The organism is Paenibacillus sp. MAHUQ-63 (assembly GCF_028765165.1).
In the GTDB taxonomy this organism is placed as follows: domain Bacteria; phylum Bacillota; class Bacilli; order Paenibacillales; family NBRC-103111; genus Paenibacillus_E.
In genome coordinates this window covers 646667-666292 of record NZ_JARADB010000003.1, presented here as the reverse complement: position 1 = coordinate 666292, position 19626 = coordinate 646667, and the positions used below count along the sequence as shown (strand labels likewise).

Genomic DNA, 19626 nt, shown 5'->3' with positions numbered 1-19626 from the left:
GCGGGAGGGATGGAGTTGAAAGCGTTACGAAGAACACGGACATGGGTGTCGATGATGTTAGCCATCGCGTGTCTAGCTGGTCCAGGGCTATCGACCTTCGCGATCGACAGCGGCACATTGCCTAAGGCAAGTACGCCGGTTGTCGAAACGGAAGCGGGATCGCAGTCCACCCGAAATTTGCTGCCGGCCTATGCCGAAGTGCTTGAGGGGTGGAAGAAGAACGGGGCTTCGGTCAACCACACGGGAAAGATAACGATTAACGGAGCAAGTATATCGGCGAAATCCCCTAACGCTAATACGGCGGTAGAGGCATACAAGGGTAAGAACGGCGTTCTGGTATGGAGCGCCAAGAGTGACGAATGGGTTGAATACGAATTGGATGTTACGCAGGGCGGCTTGTATGCCATCGAGTTGTCCTATCATCCTTTCGTCGATACGAGAGACCGGAAACCGATCGCGCTCAGCTTGAGCGTGGACGGAACGGCGCCTTATCTGGAGTCCAAATCACTTGAGCTGTACCGCCATTGGAAGGATAAGATGCCGGTTGTCCGGGATGACAACGGCGATGAAATTCGCCCTGCCGCCACGGATGTCTCCGGGTGGCAAACCTGGGAGCTTCGCGATATGTCCGGTGCTTATGCCGATGCGCTGCTCTGGAATTTGACGCCAGGGAAGCATAAGATCCGGTTGTCCGGAAGCGATCCGATGGCGCTCGAGTCGATTACGTTCAAAGCGCCTGACGTCATTGCGGATTATGCAACGGTTCGCAAAGATCAGCCGAAGGACGCTGCCGCCATTGAAGCCGAGCCGATTGTGATCGAAGCGGAGCAGGTCGCCTGGAAGAACGATTCTTCCATTACGTTAGCTTTCGATAACGATATTGCGAACAGCCCGTATGTACGTGGCAAAATTAGCTATAATACGCTCGATGGCTTGCATTGGTCGTCGAAAAATCAGGAAATAAGTTGGAATTTCGAGGTTCCTGAAGCCGGATTTTACAAAATCGCCTTGCGCCAGCAGCAGTCCTTTGTCTCGAACCGCTCTGCGTTCCGGACGATTATGATCAACGGCAAAGTGCCGTTCTCCGAGCTGAAAGCTTACCGCTTCCCATACGCAACGGGGTGGAAGGGCAGAGCGCTGGCCAACGAAGCAGGGGAGCCGTTCGAGTTCTATTTGCAGAAAGGCACGAACGCCATTTCGATGCGCGTCACGCAGGCGCCGCTCACCGCTGCCGCGGTGGACATGGATAAGGCGATTGCGACATTGGTTAAGCTGTCCGCCGATCTGCGCACGTTAACGGGCGGCGTAGACGATAAGAACCGGACATGGGATTTGAAAAAGGACTTGCCGGGCTTTGTCGAACAGCTGCAAAGTCTGAACGATAACCTCGCGGCGACGAGAGAGCAGTTAATTGCCATCAACGGCCGTTCAGATGCCTTGTCCCAAGGCTTGGTTACGGTTGGCAAAGATATTGAAACCCTGCTCAAGTACCCTGACGAAATTCCTTATGATGCAGGCAGAATGAACAAAATGCAGGGCAAGCTTGCCGAATTAGTCAAACAGCTGAGCTCTCAGCCGCTCCAGCTCGACCGTCTCTATATCGTACCGGCTAACAAGCCGTTACCGAAGATGGAAGCGACGTTCACGGAACGGATTCAAGGCTCGCTCATTAACTTCCTGAATTCGTTCCGATCTCAAGAGAACGCGACGAACACGGATGATAAAGTTCTTAATATATGGATGAACCGCGGACGCGATTATGTCAATTTGCTGCAAAGCATGGCGAATGAATCGTTTACTCCGCAAACGGGCATTAAGGTGAAGGTGAATCTGCTCAAGGACGATAAGCTGCTTCTCCTGATGAATGCCGCAGGGATGGCTCCCGACGTCGGAATCGGTCTGACGGCCGACACGCCGTTCGACTATGCGATTCGGAACGGAGCTTACAATTTGAAACAGTTCCCGGACTTCGAAGAAGTGTTCAAACAATTCGCTCCTGGCGCATGGATGCCTTATTACTACAATGGGGGCTACTATGGCTTGCCGGAAACGCAGACGTTCTCCATGATGTTCTACAGGAAAGATATTTTGCAAAGCCTCGGACTGAGCGTCCCGGACACCTGGGATGACGTATACCGGATGCTGCCGGTGCTGCAGCAGAACGGAATGAATTTCACGCCGGTCGAGCACGGCATCTTCATGCAAATGCATGGGCTTGAATACTTCAAGCAGGACGGCTCGCGCACAGGACTCAATACGGATAAAGGCTTCGAGGCGTTCAAAGCATGGACGGATCTGCAAAATAAATACGGGATCGATCAGAAAAGCGACAACTTCGTGCAGCATTTCCGCGACGGCTCATATCCGATCGGGATTGCCGATCTGAACGGCTATCTCCAATTGACGGTTGCCGCTCCCGAACTGAACGGTGTCTGGGGCGTAGCGCCGATTCCCGGCGTCAAGCAGCCGGACGGATCCGTTGTCAGATGGACGGGGGGCAATGGCGGCGATCAATTCGCTTCAGCCATCTTCCAAAATACGAAGAAGCCGAAAGAAAGCTGGGAATTCCTGAAATGGTGGATGTCCGAAGAGGTGCAGGAGCAGTACGGCACGGACTTGGAGACGCTTAATGGCGTAACGTTCCGTTGGTACACGTCCAATGTCGATGCGTTCGTCAAGCTGCCTTGGAAGGAAGAGGACCTGCAAGCCATTCTGGAGCAATGGAAATGGTTCCGGGAAGTGGGCAAAGTGCCGGGCAGCTATTATATGGAACGCGAGCTGCTTAACGCATGGACACGAACCGTCATTGGCGGGGAAAACTACCGCACTTCGCTGGAAACCGCGATTAAAGAAGTCGACCGAGAAATCGTAAGAAAGAATCAAGAGTTCCATTTTGCCGACGCGAACGGACAATTGCTTCGTTCCTTGAACTTACCTGTCATTACAAAGCCTTGGGAAGGAGTGGATAAGTATGTTAAAAAGTGAGGTGCAGGTGCTTCCGCGGCCGCTGCATACGGTCAAAGTCCGCAAAAACAGGCTGCTGGCGGCGCTGCATACGCTTTGGCAATACAGGATTTCGTATTTATTCATCGCCCCTTTCATGATCTGCTTCATTATCTTTATTCTGCTTCCGGTATTATCCGCCTTAGCGCTCAGCTTTACGTATTTTAACGCTATCGAAACGCCTCGTTTCATCGGCTGGGATAATTTCCGTTATATGCTTTCGCAAGATTTGATTCTGATCAAATATGCGCTGCCTAATACGTTATCTTTCGCCTTGATTGTCGGCTCCGGTGGCTACGTATGCGCCTTCATGCTGGCATGGCTGATTTCCATTTTACCCGGTGTGTACCGCAAATGGTTTACACTGGCCATGTACACGCCATCCTTGGCAAGCTTAGTTGCCATGAGCATCATCTGGACGCCGATGCTCTCCAGCGACAGAATCGGATATTTGAACAGCTTCTTGCTCAAAATGAGCTTGATTAGCGAACCGGTACAATGGGTAACTAGTAAAGAGCACTTAATGACCTCGATGGTCGTCGTATCCCTGTGGAAAAGCATGGGGATCGGCTTCCTGGGCATGCTGGCCGGTATTCTCAACGTCAATCCCGAGCTGTATGAGGCCGGACGATTGGACGGCATTCGCAGCCGGTTGGAGGAAGTCTGGTATATTACGATACCGTCCACGAAACCTCAGATGCTGTTCGGGGCCGTCATGGCCATCGTCGGGGCGATTCAGCTGTCTTCTATCGGAACGGCGCTGTCCGGCATGAATCCGACACCGGAATATGCGGGCCATATGATTACGACGCATATTGACGACTACGGGTTAAAACGGTTTGAGCTCGGCTATGCGACAGCCTTGACCGTATGTTTGCTAACGATCGTTTATTTCGCCCAGAAGCTGAGCTGGAAGCTGTTCGGAACGAAGGGAGAGGAATAAATGAAACTGTCAGCATCGTTTCACAAGCTGGATTCGTGGCGCAGACGCGCAGGCTTTCGGAAGCTCAGCACATTCGAGCTGTGTACGGCATTGTTTCTCGTCGCGCTTAGCATCTTCATGCTGCTGCCGATCGTCTATATTATTAATCACGCTTTCAAGCCGTATCAGGAGTTATTTATCTACCCGCCGAACATCTTTGTAAGAGAACCGTCGCTGCAGAACTTTGCGGAGCTGCTGGCCACAACCAAAGGCACGGCGGTTCCGGTGTCCCGGTATTTGTTCAATAGTGTCATTGTGACGTCGATGGCGGTTTTCCTGATCACGATGACAAGCGCGATGTGCGCTTATGCGATTTCCAAGCATAAATTCCCGGGATATAAGCTCGTATTCGGCACGATCCTGCTCACACTGGTGTTCGTTCCGGAAACCGTTGAAATCCCTAAATATTTGATCGTGAGCAAGCTGCACATTTTCGATACTTACTGGGGTCACGTTCTGCCGCTGGTCGCCGTGCCGACCGGGGTGTTCCTCATGAAGCAATTTATTGACCAACTGCCGGATGAGCTGCTCGATTCGGCGAAGATGGACGGCGCCAAAGAGCTGCGGCTGTTTATCAGTATCGTAATGCCGATGCTGATGCCCGCAGTGGCAACGATCGCCATCATCGCGTTCGACTCGGCATGGAAGGATTCAAGTACTTCAACCTCCTATATGCAGAATGAGGCGATGAAGACGTTCCCGTTCTATGTGGAAACATTAACGAGCGGGATGGCCAACAGCGTGGCCAGACAAGGCGCTGCGGCAGCGGCTGCGCTGCTCCTGTTTTTGCCTAACCTGATCATGTTTCTCGTCTTTCAAAGCAAGGTCATCGCTACGATGGCTCATTCCGGGATCAAATAAAGGAAGGACTGAACTAGCATGACTCGGCATCGCACCAAGCTGGAAGTGGAACAATGGGGACAGTTCGAGCTGACGCTGAACGGTCCTTCGGAAGGAAATCCTTATGAGGAAGTACGATTCTCTGCGAAATTTCAGTACAAAAATTATATGGCCGAACCCGACGGATTCTACGACGGGAACGGCACCTACCGGGTTCGCTTCATGCCTGACAGGCCCGGCGACTGGCGGTATGTGACCAGCAGCAGCCATGCTGAGCTGGACGGCCATAGCGGCGAATTTCTCTGCACCGCGCCGTCCGCCGGCAATCATGGAGCCGTGCGGGTGAAGGACCGGTATTTGTTCGCCTATGACGATGGGACGCCTTATATGCCCTTCGGGACGACCTGCTACCATTGGACGCATCACCGTAACGAAGAGCTCGAAGAGCTCACGCTGCGGACGCTGAAGAACTCGCCGTTCAATAAAGTGAGGATGTGCCTGCTGCCGACTCGGGATATGCAGCCTCCGCTCCGGCTCGCCTTCGCCGGAACGAGTCCGGAGGATCTCGACAGACGGCGGTTTAATCCGGAATTTTTCGCACATCTGGAAACTCGCATCCGCGATCTGATGGAGCTTGGCATCGAAGCCGATCTCGTACTGTTCCATCCCTATGACAAAGGGTATTGGGGCATCGACAACATGGACGCGGAGACGGACGCTTATTATTTGCGCTATGTGATCGCGCGCTTGGCTTCGTTCCGCAACGTGTGGTGGTCGCTGTGCAACGAATACGACTTTAATAAATATAAGACGGTTGCCGATTGGGACCGGCTGCTTCAATTGACTCAACGTTATGATCCGTATCAGCATCTGCGATCGATCCATAACGGAACGAAAATGTACAAATCATCGAGCTTGTATGATTTCACCAAACCTTGGATTACGCATCAAAGCATTCAGCATTGGGATGCGGAGCTGACAACCGCCTGGCGGGATGCGGTGGCCAAACCGATCGTGATCGACGAGATCTCTTACGAAGGCAACAGCTCCAGACGGTGGGGCAACATCTCCGGCGGGGAACTGACGCATCGCTTCTGGGAAGGAATGTCGCGAGGGGGGTTCGTCGGTCATGGCGAGTCGTTCATCGACCGGGAGACAAGGGCCTGGATCTCTTCCGGAGGCAAGCTGTACGGCGAGAGCACGGAGAGAATCGCGTTCTTACGCCGAGTGATGGAGGAAGGTCCCGCCGACTGGATGAAAGCCGGCGAGGAGGGGACATACAGCCTGATGTACTTCGGGCGCCATCAGTACGCTTATAAATCGCTGAAGCTGAGGCAGGACGCTGATTACGTGATTGAACTGATCGATACGTGGAATATGACGGTGACTCCTCTGGATGGCACGTACCGCGGGGAATGCCGGATTGAACTGCCTGGCAAGCCTTATATGGCGCTTCGTATTCAACGGGTTGATGTTGGTTAAAACCACAGCTCGCTTACCTGAAAGGAGGGGATGGTCCTGGAATTTACAAGAAGTGTTGAGCGCTGGGGCATGTTCGAGCTTACGTTGGACGTTCCTTCTCAAGGAAATCCGTTCACGGATGTTCGACTCAGCGCACTGTTCAAGAAAGGATTAACAGAGGGTTACGCCGAAGGCTTCTATGACGGTTCCGGCAAGTACCGAATCCGGTATATGCCGGACGAAGAAGGGGTATGGACCTTCGAAACCTCCAGTCATATCGGAGAGATGGACGGGCTCAAAGGGGAGTTTGCTTGCACCCCGGCTGCGCCGGACCGCCACGGTCCGGTTAGGGTCAAAGATGCGGCCCGCTTTCATTACGCGGACGGCACCCGGTTTATACCGTTCGGAACGACCTGTGAGGCGTGGCACTTGCAAAGCAGCGAAATGCAGGAACAAACGCTGCGAACGTTAAGCAGTGCGCCTTTCAATAAAGTTCGCATGTTCGTCTTGCCGAAGCCGCACATGCAGAATGAAGCGGAACCGGTCTTGTATCCGTTCGCAGGATCACCGGATTCGGGCTTTGATCTCACCAGGTTTTCTCCGGCGTATTTTCAGCATTTGGAGAAACGGGTGCACGATCTGGCGGCACTTGGCATCCAGGCCGAGCTCGTTCTGTTCCATCCGGATGCTGAAGGCGGCTGGGGGTTTGACCGGATGCCCGCGGAAGCGGATGACCGGTACGTTCGGTATGTCGTTGCGCGATTAGGCGCGTTCAGTCATGTTTGGTGGTCGCTAGCGGATAAATATGATGAAATGAAGCAGAAACAAACAGAGGATTGGAACCGTTTGTTCCGAATTATACAAGAATGCGATTGCGGAGGCCATTTGCGGTCCATTCATAACAGCAGCACGTGGTATGATTACGGCACGCCATGGACGACCCACGCCAGCCTGCGTCACGCGGATGTGAAAGTGATCTCGGAGTGCACCAAACAATACGGTAAACCGGCTATTATTGAGGAATGCGGTTATGAGGGCAACATGGATACCCTCTGGGGCAGTCTATCGCCTGAAGAGCTGCTATGCCGCCTATGGGAAGGCACGTGCCGCGGAGGCTATGTGATGCACGGGGAATCGTATTGGAATGCGGAGCACATTCCGTGGAGTTCGCATGGCGGGGAGCTGCATGGGAAGAGCGTCCGGAGAATCGAATTCCTCAGAAGCATTATGGAGGAGGCTCCGGCGCAGATCGCCTATACGAGCGATAGCTACGATGCCGCGACATTGTCGCTGCCAGGCGAATACTATTTGCAATATTTTGGCCCGCATCGCTTTGCCTACCGTGAATTTGCAATGGCTGAAGGAAGTTATCAAGTAGATCTAATCGATACGTGGAACATGAATATAACGAGACTCGAAGGCACTTATGAAGGGCGTTTCCGCATTCATTTGCCTGGAGAGCTTTATTATGCGATAAGAATTCAAAAAATGAGGAGTGCTGCGGATGAAACCAGCTCGCAATTCAGCTAACGGAACCAAGTTGTGGTACGAGAAACCCGCAAGATCGTGGAATGAAGCGCTGCCGATCGGCAATGGACGGCTGGGCGCCATGATATTCGGCAAAGTGAATAACGAAAGACTGCAGCTTAATGAAGACTCCGTTTGGTACGGCGGTCCTGTGAACGGCGATAACCCGGAAGGGCAGAAATATTTCCCGATGGTCCGCCAGCTGTTGATGAAAGGCAAGCAAATCGAAGCGGAGGAGCTCGCACAGATGGGGATGATGTCCATTCCCAAATCGCTGCATCCGTACCAGCCGCTCGGCGATTTCCAAATTTACCATGACGGCGAGAAGAAGATGATTTCCAATTATTATCGGGAATTGGATATCGAGCAAGGCGTCGCGCAGGTGGGGTACTGCCTGAACGATATCCTGCATACCCGAGAGCTGTTCAGCTCGGCCGTCGATCAGGTTATGGCGATCCGCATCACATGCGACCGGCCCGCCAAGTTGAATCTGCGCATGCATTTGAGCCGGCGTCCCTTCGATGAAGGCACTCAGAAAATTGCGAACGACACCCTTGTCATGAGCGGCGAGAACGGCAGAGGCGGGGTTACTTATTGTGCCGCTGTGAAAGCGGTTCCTGACGGCGGCTCAGTGAAAGCGGTCGGCGATTTCCTCATCGTTCAGGCCGAGGCGGTCACGATCTATGTAGCCGCACAAACCTCCTTCCGTCACTCGGACCCGATCGCCGTATGCATCCGGCAGCTGGAGCATGCCGCAGGCAAAGGATACGAGAGAGTGAGAAAAGATCACGTGACCGATCACGTGAACCGGATTCAGCGCGTGAAGCTGGAGCTGGGGCGGCCCGAGGAGGATAAAGAAGCAGATATCCTGCCTACCGACGCCCGTCTGCAGCGCTTCAAGGAAGGCGGCAGCGATCACGGACTGATGGCGCTATATTTTCAGTACGGCCGCTACTTATTGATGGCGTCTTCCCGTCCGGGCTCGAACCCGGCCAACCTGCAAGGCATATGGAATGAAAGCTTTACTCCGCCTTGGGAGTGTAAATATACGATCAATATCAATACGGAGATGAACTATTGGCATGCGGAAGTGGCCAATTTGCCGGAGTGCCACGAGCCGCTGTTCGACCTCATCGACCGCATGCGCATCAACGGGCGCAAAACGGCGAAGGAAGTTTACGGCTGCCGGGGATTCGTTGCCCATCATAACACGGATATGTGGGGAGCTACCCAAATTGAGGGCAACTTCATGCCGGGCTCGATATGGCCGATGGGGGCCGCTTGGCTGACCTTGCATCTGTGGGAGCATTTCCGTTATGGGCAGGATGTGCGTTTCCTGCGTGAACGGGCTTACCCGGTTATGAAAGAAGCCGCCGAATTTTTCTTGGATTATCTATTCGAAGATGAGCAGGGGCGCTTGATTACAGGGCCGTCCACATCGCCGGAGAACAAATTTATCGGCGCCGATGGCAGCGTAGGCTGTTTGACGGTCGGGCCGTCCATGGATACGCAGATCGTCTACTCCTTGTTCCGGGCCTGTATCGAAGCTTCCGAGCTGCTGAAGACGGACGAAGGCACGCGGAACGAGTGGGAGCGGATGCTCCGCAAGCTGCCGCCGCCGCAAATCGGCAAGCACGGGCAGCTGCAGGAATGGGTCAACGATTGGGACGAAGTGCACCCGGGTCACCGTCATATCTCCCATCTGTTCGCCCTTCATCCGGGCGAAATGATCCATGTGCGCCACACGCCGGAGTGGGCGAATGCCGCCAAGCGCACATTGGAGCGCAGACTGGAAGCCGGCAGCGGCCATACGGGCTGGAGCCGGGCGTGGATCATCAACTTCTTCGCGCGACTGGAAGACGGGGAGAAGTCTTACGAGCATCTGCGCATGCTGCTCGGCCACTCCACATTGCCGAACCTGTTCGACAATCATCCGCCGTTCCAGATCGACGGCAATTTCGGCGGAACCGCCGGCATTGCGGAGATGCTGCTGCAGTCGCACCGCGGAGAGATTAACCTGCTGCCGGCACTGCCAAGCGCGTGGTCCAAAGGCTCCGTCAGCGGCTTAAGAGCAAGAGGCGGCTTCGATGTCGATATGGCCTGGGCCGATGGGGCGCTGACCCACTGCGTCATTCAGGCCAAGGCGAGCCAAGCCTGCACCGTTGTTTACAGAAACGGCCAGGGGGCTCCGCTGATCGTCGAATCCGACGGCGTGCCGGTGAAAGTGGAGGCGCATGCCGACACGATCCGGTTCCAAGCCGAGGTCGGTAAGCGCTACGTGCTTAAGCTCGGCGTGCAAACGATGGAAGGCGTTCTCAAAGAAGCTACGAATCATTGATGTATCGCGAAAGGTCACCTGTTGGGTGGCCTTTTTGTTTTGCTGTTCGATAGGCGTCAGACTCCGCCCGCTCTGGTACCTCCGGTGAGAGTAACTGGTAGCCGCATCCTTACGCATCCTTACGCATCCCCTAGCGTCCCTCGGAGGCCCCTCCTCCGAACGTAACTGGTCTCCTCCAACGTCACCGCGGTTCCTCGACTAATAAAGTAGCTGCTCCCCACTAGCGGGGAGTTCCCTCGCCGATAAAGTAGCTGTCCGACAATAACGGGAAAAACTCCCGTTATTCTTCCTGCATCCACCCCCGCATCACCAATTAAAAGGATAAACTCCCGTTATTTACTCGAAAAATCGGCCATTCCAGGCAGCAGCCACCGCATTAACAGGAGAAATTCCCCCTACTCGCGCTCCAAGCCCAAAATTCTCGAAAATAACGGGAGAAATTCCCGTTACGCCACCCAGACAACCCTCTAGCGCAGCGCAGCAGAATTTCTCGCCCCCCACCGCAAGGGACAGCAACGGCGCCCAAAGACAAGTCGCCTCCCCTGACGCTGCTCCAACACTCCTCCAACACTCCTCCAACGCCCCTCTCTCGTCACATTTCGATCCTTTTCACAGCGATGTGCCAACGTGGTTGAATCATCCCTACAAAAAAGCATAAATACCCCATAAATGTTTTTCCATACTCGTGTAATGTAAGAAATAAAGAGGTGGGACCATGGAATTCATTAGACCAGAAGATTATTTGCCCAATAAGAAGCGTATCGCTAATGTGAATCAATACGGAATCGGCCTTATCGGATGCGGCAGCATCGCCAATACGGCGCATTTGCCCGCGTACCGCAAATATGGCCTGCATATCGCTGCATGCTGCGACGTGAATGCGGATGCGGCGCGCGCCACAGCCGAGAAATTCGATATCCCATTCTGGACGACGAATGTGAATGAGCTGCTGGAGCGGGAGGATGTAGGGGTAATCGATCTCGCGATCCATCCCGAACCGCGTCTGGAAGTGCTGAGAGAGATCGGGAAAGCCCCGCGACCGGTCTTATGCCAGAAGCCGTTGGCGCTGAATTTGCCCCAGGCACAGCGTCTGAGCGACGAAGCCAACCGGCTCGGCATTGTCCTTGGCGTCAATCAGCAAGCCCGCTGGGCGCCGGCCCACAAAGCACTAAAGACGGTGCTTGAACAAGACCTCATAGGTGAAATCTACAGCATTTATCATAATATGCGTTCCTATCAAGACCAGGCTGGGAGATGGTGGACGCAGATGGAGAACTTCAACATTGTAGACCACGGCGTTCACTATGTGGACCTGTGCCGGCATTTCAATCCTCATCAGGAGGAATGGTCCAGGGTGCACTGCACGACAGCGCAGCTTCCGGGGCAAAATGCCGTCAGCCCGCTCATCTACTCGGCGAACGTGGAGTTCGGGCCGAAGGGCGGCCGGAACCCGCTGATGGCAACGCTGCATTTCAACAATATTGCCAAAGCGAACCGCTCGCACGGCAATACGTGGTGGATCGACGGCACGGAAGGAAGCCTCTGGTGCACGCAGGATGCGCTGTACATGGCACTGAACAAGCACAAAAACGCCGTGCACGAGATCAAGCTCAAAGGAAGCTGGTTCCCGGACGCATTCGCCGGTTCGATGATTGCGTTCATGACGGCTTTGGAAGAAGGCGAGCTCCCGCCGGTCACATCGGAGGATAACCTGCAAACCGTTGCTTTGACCACGGCGATGGTCGCATCGAGCCAACAAGGCTGTGTGGTGGAAAGAACGGATGTGCTGAAAGGAAGCGTTGTGGGATGAATGAACTCGGTTTTATGAGTTATGTCTATATGGGCTGGAGCGCAGAGGCGATGGCGGAAGACGCGCGCAGCAAGGGCATGCGTTATGTGCAGCTGGATCCCAAGCAAGCCGTTCAGGTCATGGATGACCAGCCGCTCTCGCCGGTGCGCGCAGAGAAAATTCGCTCCATTTTCGAGCAAAGAGGCATCCGTATCGTCGGTTTATCGGGGTATACGAATTTGATGAATCCGAATTTGTCGAAAAGAGAAACGAAGCTCGAACAATTAGAGCGGATGATCGACCTATGTTCGGTCTACGGAACTAGGTATATCGCGACCGAAACAGGCAGTCTGCATCCGACTAATGCTTGGCGCGATTACGAAGGCAATCGCACGCCAGAGGCATGGGAGCAGCTGCTGCAGATTACGGACCGGCTGCGCAACAGGGCGGTGAAGAACGATGCCGTACTGCTTGCCGAAGGCTTCGTGCTCAATGTGCTTGCAAGCACGGACCAGGCCGCAGAAATGCTGCAGCGCTTGGGAACGGAGGGGCTGGCGTTCATCATGGATCCTTTCAACTATCTGACGCAGGAAGATTTGACCAGACAGCAGGAAGCGATGACCAAAATGTTCGACCAGATCGGCGCCAATTGCCCGATCGCGCATGCCAAGGATGCGCTGTACGGAACCGAAGGGTTCACGACTCCGCGCGTGGGAGCAGGGCAGGCGGACTGGCACGTGTATGCGGAGCTTCTGTCCCGCCGGATGCCGGAGGTCCCCCTCATTCTGGAGCATGCCAAGCCTGAAGAAGTCGACGATTGCCTGGCAATCATCCGCCATTCCTTCGAGCATGTGGAAGCCAGCAGGGGAGTGAAACACGCCGGTGACGCATAAACCGAAACTGGGTATTCAAGGGCCTGTTGTCGCGTGGCAGGATCCATGGGCAGGCGAGGCATCGGATCTCGTGATGCGGACGGGAACAGGCAGCGTCTACCCCTCGCAAGATCCGAAACCGGATGCCGGAGCTTTCGTTACCGGTATGCAGGAGCTGGGAGCGGACTTCTACGTTCATCATGTGCTGCCGGGTGCCGATCTGGCAGAGGTGGTCCGGGATGTTACGGCAGCGGGAATGGACATTTGCCTCGGCAACGAATACGGCAACATTAACGGTCCGTGGGTGGAAGGAACGAACCGGTACGATATTGCCGACAAGGACGTCATCCAGGCAGCCGCATCCGGGCGTTGCATCGGCTTGCTGTATGACGAGCCGGAGCATTTGCAAATTAACGCCGGCCAGTACCGCAAAGACGGATGGTATCCGCACTGGGCCGACACGGACGGATTGGATGCGGCGAACTCGCGAAGCAAGGTGGAGCAAGCCGTTCGAACACAAGCGGAGCACGTTCAGCAGCTGGCGGAGCGTGCAGGGGGAACGGGCACATCCGTGCCATTGATCTCGGAGCAAGTGTTTCCGACGATGTTTCATACGCATGCCAGAGCCGGCATGGATGTGTGCCCCAAAATCATGAAAGAGTCGTTCCAATCGCTGCAGCTCTCTACAGCTTTAGGGGCGGCGAAGCAGTACGGCAGGGCGCTGTGGATCTGCGCCGACCTATGGGGGCCTGACACCGGACCGTGGTTCACGCGCTTTCCCGGATTCCCGGGTCATTCGCCGCAGGAATTCGAGTCCGCTTTGAAGCTGGGATATTTCATGGGTCCGTCCCATTTGTTCGTAGAAAATATCGATGTTTTGCTGGAGCACGGGCCAAAAGGCTTCGCCAAAACGGAATTCGGCGAAGTATGGCAGCAATTCGTCCGCAAGTTTATACCCGAGCATCGGCTGACTTGGTCTCATGCCGAGGCGGCCCCGCACATTGCCGTCATTCATTCGGATGACGCGAATTATGGCCAGAACGAGCGGCTTTTCGGCAATCGCCTGCGGAACGCGCAGGACATCGAGCGAAGCCAGAGCGTGTTTCACATCTGGCATCTGCTCAGCCGGGGGACGATCCCCGCTCACGGCAGCTGCATGCATATTCCGGGATACGATTTCCCGAGACATCAGCTGAAGCGGGAAGTGCCTCTCGACCGGTTCCCGTTGAAGCAAGGATTTACGGGTGCAGAGGGCAGGCGGGTGCATCCTTTATTTTATCCGGTGAACAATGTACTGGCATTTGACGAGCACGTAACGGCCGAACAATTGGGCCAGCCTAAGTTAATTGTTGTTGGCGGTTCGACGCTGTCCCCAGCTGCATTCGCGAACATCGTCAAGAAAGCGGAAGAGGGCGCCGTCGTCGTTATCGCCGACTGGCTTCTCCCGGCGGATGGTCCGGAACGCTTCAAGGAAAGCGGCAAGGCGGGCTTCGGCAAGTGGATCGTTACCGGCGATTTCCTGGGAAGCGAAGCAAGAGAGGCTGTAGAGCCGTTCTTGGGCGAGAAGCGGGTGTGGACACAGCGTTTCGGGTCAACGGAAGTGCGGATGTACCCGCAGGATGAAGAAGGATTTGCGTTAGATTTTGACATTGTGCAGGAATGACGAGGTAAGGTGGAGATCTGATTGGAGCCGACAAAACGTTTGGATCAGTTCGCGGAAATCGCGTTTCGCGAGCATCCCGGAAATAAAGAGGAACTGCGGGACATTCCGCCTATCACATATGAGAAAAAATATTTCGCACCGGGAACGGAAGGGGCTATGCGTACCGTCAGCCTAACGTTCGACGAGCAGTTGGCTGCCTTTCAGGAAGAACTGAAGCAATTGCGCCAGAAGTACCGCCCGTATATGCGCAGCTTGGCACCGTCTTCGGCTTTTCAGCGGGACCGCCAGCTATGCAGCAAGTTTCAATTCCGCTATCAGACACCGGCCGATACCGATTTTACCCGTGTGCTCGAGGGAGCGGGGGACTGGGAGGAAGTCACGATTCCTGATTTCCGCGGTCCTACAGGGGAGAAAGGCAAGTGGACCGGATTTTACCGCAGCCAGTTTGCGTATCCCGCTATTCCTGCCGGCAAACGGGTTTACATCGTGTTCAAGGGTGTTGACTATAAAACGACAGTTTATTTGAATCACAAATGCATCGGCAGTCACGAAGGCTTCTTCGCGCCATTTGAATTTGATGTGACCGATTTCTTGCAAGAGCAGAACACATTGGTCGTTGAGGTGCACACCGATTTCCCGATGATGGGTGTCGGCGGAACGAAGCTCGATGGCGACAAAATTTATGCAGCGACGGGTCCGGGCTGGGACGATCCTAACGACGGCTGGAACCACTGCCCGCCGGGAGCGGGGATCTACAATCATGTTTATTTGGAACAGCGTTCCGAGTTGTTCATCCAGGACGTGTTCATAAGGCCGGATATTGACAGCGGATCGGTGGAAGTATGGATCGATGCCGTGAACACGACGACGCAAATTGTGGAAAATTTCGAGCTGAATCTGGACATCATGCCGAACAATTTCGAGGGCGAAGGCGTCGGCCCGATCTCGTTCACGGTTGCTTATGCCGGACCGGGCATCAATTATTTCCGCTACAAGGTGGATTTCCCGTCATTCCAATTATGGGAGCCCGATTCTCCGCTGCTGTATGCGGCGCGAATTCAGATCAGGAACGGCGAAGATTGCACGGACAGCAGAGATCGAATTTTCGGTATGCGCAAATTCCATATGGACGAAATGGAGCCTTCGAAAGGCACGCTCTATTTGAACAATAAACCGATTATACTGCGTGGCGCTAATGAAATGGGACATCTGCAGCAGTGCGTCATGAACAACGATTTCGATCAGCTTATCGATGATATCCTGATCGCGAAGATCGCGAATATGAATTTCTATCGGGTTACGCAGCGGCCGGTGCAAGAAGAGATTTACGATTATTTCGATATGCTCGGCATGATGCATCAATGCGATTTGCCTACGTTCGGATTCATTCGCCGGAACCAGTTCGTCGAAGGGGTGAAGCAGGCGGCGGAGATGGAGCGTCTGATCCGCAGTCATCCGTCCTCCATCATGGTCTCGCTCATCAATGAGCCTTCACGGACGGAGAAACGGCGCAAGGGGCACCGCTTCTTACACCGGAATGAGCTCGAAGCCTTCTTCGTTGCTTCCAGGCAGGCGATCTTCGTTGAGAATCCCGACCGTGTCGTGAAAAATGCGGAGGGTGATTACAACCCGCCAACCCGTGAGGGACTGCCCGATTTCCATTGCTACAATCTGTGGTATACGAACAATGTGATTTCGGTAGGGAAAATGTATAAAGGCTACTTGCCGACGATCAGAGACGGCTGGAAGGCCGGGTGCGGCGAGTACGGGACGGAAGGACTGGATCATGCGGAACTGATGCATGCCCGCTATCCGAAGGACTGGCTGCCCGCCTCCCAAGAGGACCAATGGCTGCCGAATGTGATCCATGGCGCACAAACGTACAATCTTCACGGCGATTGGTACGCCGAGCAGCATACGCTGCGCGAATGGATCGAGGCTAGCCAGAAGCATCAGAGTCTGGCGACGAAGCTGATGACGGATGCTTGGCGCAGAAGATCCGACCGAATCGTGTCGACAGCCATCCACCTGCTTATCGATGCTTGGCCGGCAGGTTGGATGAAAGCGCTTGTAGGCGTCGACCGCATACCCAAACCGGCATATTTTACTTACAAGGCATGCTTGGAGCCTGTGCGCGTGAACCTGCGATGCGACCGGTGGAAGGCGTATGAAGGCGAAACGCTGGAGATTGAGACATGGCTTCTGAACGATACGGCGAAGGAATACGGACGCTGCCGCATCGTGGCGACGCTGCGGGACGATTCCAGGGAATACGGCCATTACGAAATAGCCGCCTCTATACCGGTAGCTTCCTCCCAGTATGGAGGTTCGATCCGATTCTCCGTACCGACGGTTGCTGACCGCAAGACTTTGTATGTGGATGCGAACCTGCTGGACGAGAACGGGAATACGCTCAACGCCGAACGATTCGCATTTGATGCCTTCGCGAGAGCGGGCTATCCAAAACAAGCGAAAATCGTTTATCTCGATTCGGCATCGGAGCTTGTCGGGTCGCTGCTGCAAGTTGCAGGCGAGCGTTATTCGAACGAAGCGGCGGCGGGCAGCACGTTTGTCGTCACTTCGCCGGAAGTATTCGAACAGCACAGAGCTTCCTTGCTGACGAAAATACGCAGTGGCGCAACGGCCGTTTGTTTATTGAAACACTCGGATAACGGTGTGTGGGATCTGGATGAAACGCAAGTTCAGACCGTGAAATTAAGAGAAGTGTATACGCTTTCTATACAAGCCGGAGAGCTCGACATCCCGGGCCTGCAGCCGGATGACTTCTCTTATCTATATAATTTGACGACCGATCGGATCGACGGCGTGACCAACAGCCATCTGCAGGGCGAAGGAATCGAGCCCATCGTCTTCGCTTATCAGCCGAACAGCGGAGCAAGCGGGAAGCGTAAGCTGCCTGTGGTCGGGCTCAAACGATTGGGGCAAGGTCTGGTGATCTTCGTCTGCATGCCGCTAATGGGCAGAGTAGGCTTCAATCCGACATTGGACCGACTCTTGTTAGCTTTGTTCAGCAAGAAAGGGGAGTGTGTCAAGTGCACGCCATTGTTAGCCGCAACCGGAGGAGAAGAGCCGAAGTAGCGGATACGCCAGAAGGAATACAGCTCATGCTGACAACGGAGGGTGAGCGTTCCCCTTACTTCAAGGGGCGGTTACAAGACATGCTGATCTATTCGGCCGGCAGGCCGTGGCGCGCGGATACACCGGGTCTACGGAACGTCGGTGTGGAAAACGGGGCAGGATCGATTCGGATCGATGGGGAATTAGGCGAGTTGTCTGTCACGTTGGAGCTGGCCTTCGACGACAACGATCTGCTGCGGATCGGAGCTAATTGGGAGAACCGGAGTGGAAGCGAGCTGCAGGATGCGGCCGTCGGTCTCTACTTCCGGCTTCCGAGGCGGAGCAAGGAGAAGGTGACGATCCCTCACATGATCTACAATAACAATCCTTCTTCCGATCCGAACCGGGTCGTTCCCCGGCTGGGTGAGGGTCCGGGCCAAGGCTTCATCTGCGAAGAGCACCGTCTGCCCATTCCTTGCGTGAATGTGGAGTGGGAGGAACAGGACACGCGGTATTTCTCCTTGTTTTCCGTACCGGATTACGTGGAGAAAGCGGATGGAACCGTGCACTACGGCTCGCTTGGGGCCATCCGGGAGGATGAGGCTACCACAGCGGCTGCGCTTAGCGGAGTACTCATGTTTAATGGCGAGAAGGACGTCTATTATATAGCTAAAAATCGAACCGAATCGTATTCGGGGGGATATCTCGATTGGGCGCAGGGCTTCTCCCTGACCAAAGCGTATGCGCTGGACTGGGGCACTGTCCCTCATACCGGTCATGCCTACCGTGAAATTGTTCGCAAAGGGATGGAGCTGCTGAAGCCTGAAGGCAAGCAGCCGCATACGCTCGACGAGCTGATCGGCTTGAAGACGAATGCGATGGACGACCGCTGGCGAACCGGCGGGAACGGGGCTGCCGGATATGTGAAGTTCACCGATTCGAATGCTTTCGGCAACGCCTCCAAGCATCCGCTGCATTATATGTACGGTTGGACGGGGCAAAGTCTTAAGCTGTCCTGGTGCGATGCGAAGCTGGGCTTCGAGCAAGGTCAGGAAGAGCGTATTGCCAAATGTGCGCAAGCCGTCGATTTTTATTTGACGGGGAGCCGCACTGGCGTACCGGGTTTACGGCACAGCTCCTATCGTCTGGAGGACGGGGTATGGGACGATTTCCACTGGAATAAGCTGCCGGTGGCATCAAGCCGGGCTTATGGCGAGACGATGGCCGACTTGGCCGAAATTGCGCTGCTGTTTCGGGAGAGCGGCCGGGAAGTTCCGGCGGCTTGGATCGAGGCGCTGCGGGAGTCAGCCGATTTCTTCTTGAACGGCGCTCTGCCTTCGGGCATCTTCCCATCCGCTTGGCGGATGGACGGTACACCGGCGGATGAGATGATTACGGCAGCGGGCATTCCCTGCTTGATCGCTTTGGTGAAAACGTACTGGATGACATTGGAGCCCACCTATTTGGAATATGCCGAGTCGATGATGCAGCGGTATTACGAGCTTCATGCCGAAACGTTCGACAGGCCGTTCGCCCGGTCCACGCTGGACGCCAAGTGTGAGGATAAGGAAGCGGGAATGTACTTCTTCCTTGCCGCCTACGAGCTGTATTTGTTGACAAGAAATGACCGCTACCGGCAATGGGCCGAAGTTTCCGGCGACTGGCTGTTAACCTTCGTCTTTATGTGGAACCCGGTCTATGATCGGGGCTCGGCATTTCGCGAAACGGGTTTCAGCGCCGTGGGCTGGCCGGGGGTCAGCGTGCAGAATCATCACCTGGATGTTTTCTTTCCGTCCTATGAGTTCTGGCAGTTCGGCAAGCTGACTGGAAATAAGCAGTATGAACACTGGGGCCGGACGGTGCTGGACGCGATGGGGCAGTGCATATGCACGAAGCCGGGCGAATGGGGCTTTACGGTGATCGGGGAGCAAGGGGAAGGCTTATTCCAAACGTATTGGAATCACAGAGGACACAGCAACAAATGGAACCCGTCATGGGTTACCGCGCTTGTACTTCATCATGCTTTGCGGTTTCGAGACAGGTTGGCATGACGGAGATAAATCGGAGGGAGAT

The 19626-nt window shown here is 54.7% G+C and carries 11 protein-coding genes; all 11 read left to right on the top strand.

The window, feature by feature from the left end; translation table 11 throughout:
• Window positions 1-9: 9 nt before the first annotated feature.
• The 11 genes from PUT07_RS19060 (at window position 10) to PUT07_RS19010 (ending at window position 19604) form a co-directional block, all read left to right on the top strand.
• A complete protein-coding gene (locus PUT07_RS19060) occupies window positions 10-2985 on the top strand; it encodes an extracellular solute-binding protein (RefSeq protein ID WP_274469943.1) in 2976 nt (991 codons plus the stop codon).
• On the top strand, window positions 2972-3946 hold the full coding sequence (locus PUT07_RS19055; RefSeq protein WP_274469942.1) for a carbohydrate ABC transporter permease: 975 nt from the start codon (window positions 2972-2974) through the stop codon (window positions 3944-3946). Before PUT07_RS19060 ends, PUT07_RS19055 begins: the two co-directional genes overlap by 14 nt.
• Window positions 3947-4846, top strand: a complete 900-nt coding sequence (locus PUT07_RS19050; RefSeq protein ID WP_274469941.1) for a carbohydrate ABC transporter permease — start codon at window positions 3947-3949, stop codon at window positions 4844-4846.
• An 18-nt stretch (window positions 4847-4864) separates the two neighbouring features.
• Window positions 4865-6307 (top strand): DUF5605 domain-containing protein, encoded by a 1443-nt coding sequence (locus PUT07_RS19045; RefSeq protein ID WP_274469940.1) that lies wholly within the window; start codon window positions 4865-4867, stop codon window positions 6305-6307.
• Window positions 6308-6337: 30 nt separating this feature from the next.
• Window positions 6338-7816: a DUF5060 domain-containing protein gene (locus tag PUT07_RS19040; RefSeq protein WP_274469939.1), complete on the top strand. Its 1479-nt coding sequence runs from the start codon at window positions 6338-6340 to the stop codon at window positions 7814-7816.
• A complete protein-coding gene (locus PUT07_RS19035; protein WP_274469938.1) occupies window positions 7791-10151 on the top strand; it encodes a glycoside hydrolase family 95 protein in 2361 nt (786 codons plus the stop codon). Before PUT07_RS19040 ends, PUT07_RS19035 begins: the two co-directional genes overlap by 26 nt.
• A 715-nt stretch (window positions 10152-10866) precedes the next feature.
• Window positions 10867-11961: a Gfo/Idh/MocA family protein gene (locus tag PUT07_RS19030; protein ID WP_274469937.1), complete on the top strand. Its 1095-nt coding sequence runs from the start codon at window positions 10867-10869 to the stop codon at window positions 11959-11961.
• On the top strand, window positions 11958-12833 hold the full coding sequence (locus PUT07_RS19025) for a sugar phosphate isomerase/epimerase family protein (protein WP_274469936.1): 876 nt from the start codon (window positions 11958-11960) through the stop codon (window positions 12831-12833). Before PUT07_RS19030 ends, PUT07_RS19025 begins: the two co-directional genes overlap by 4 nt.
• Window positions 12823-14475 carry a hypothetical protein gene (locus PUT07_RS19020; RefSeq protein WP_274469935.1) on the top strand — a complete coding sequence of 551 codons (1653 nt, stop codon included), beginning with the start codon at window positions 12823-12825 and terminating at the stop codon, window positions 14473-14475. The genes PUT07_RS19025 and PUT07_RS19020 overlap by 11 nt, the downstream gene beginning before the upstream one ends.
• Window positions 14476-14496: 21 nt before the next feature.
• Complete coding sequence (locus PUT07_RS19015; protein ID WP_274469934.1) at window positions 14497-17574, top strand: glycoside hydrolase family 2 protein; 3078 nt, start codon at window positions 14497-14499, stop codon at window positions 17572-17574.
• Complete coding sequence (locus PUT07_RS19010) at window positions 17529-19604, top strand: hypothetical protein (RefSeq protein ID WP_274469933.1); 2076 nt, start codon at window positions 17529-17531, stop codon at window positions 19602-19604. The genes PUT07_RS19015 and PUT07_RS19010 overlap by 46 nt, the downstream gene beginning before the upstream one ends.
• Window positions 19605-19626 lie beyond the last annotated feature (22 nt).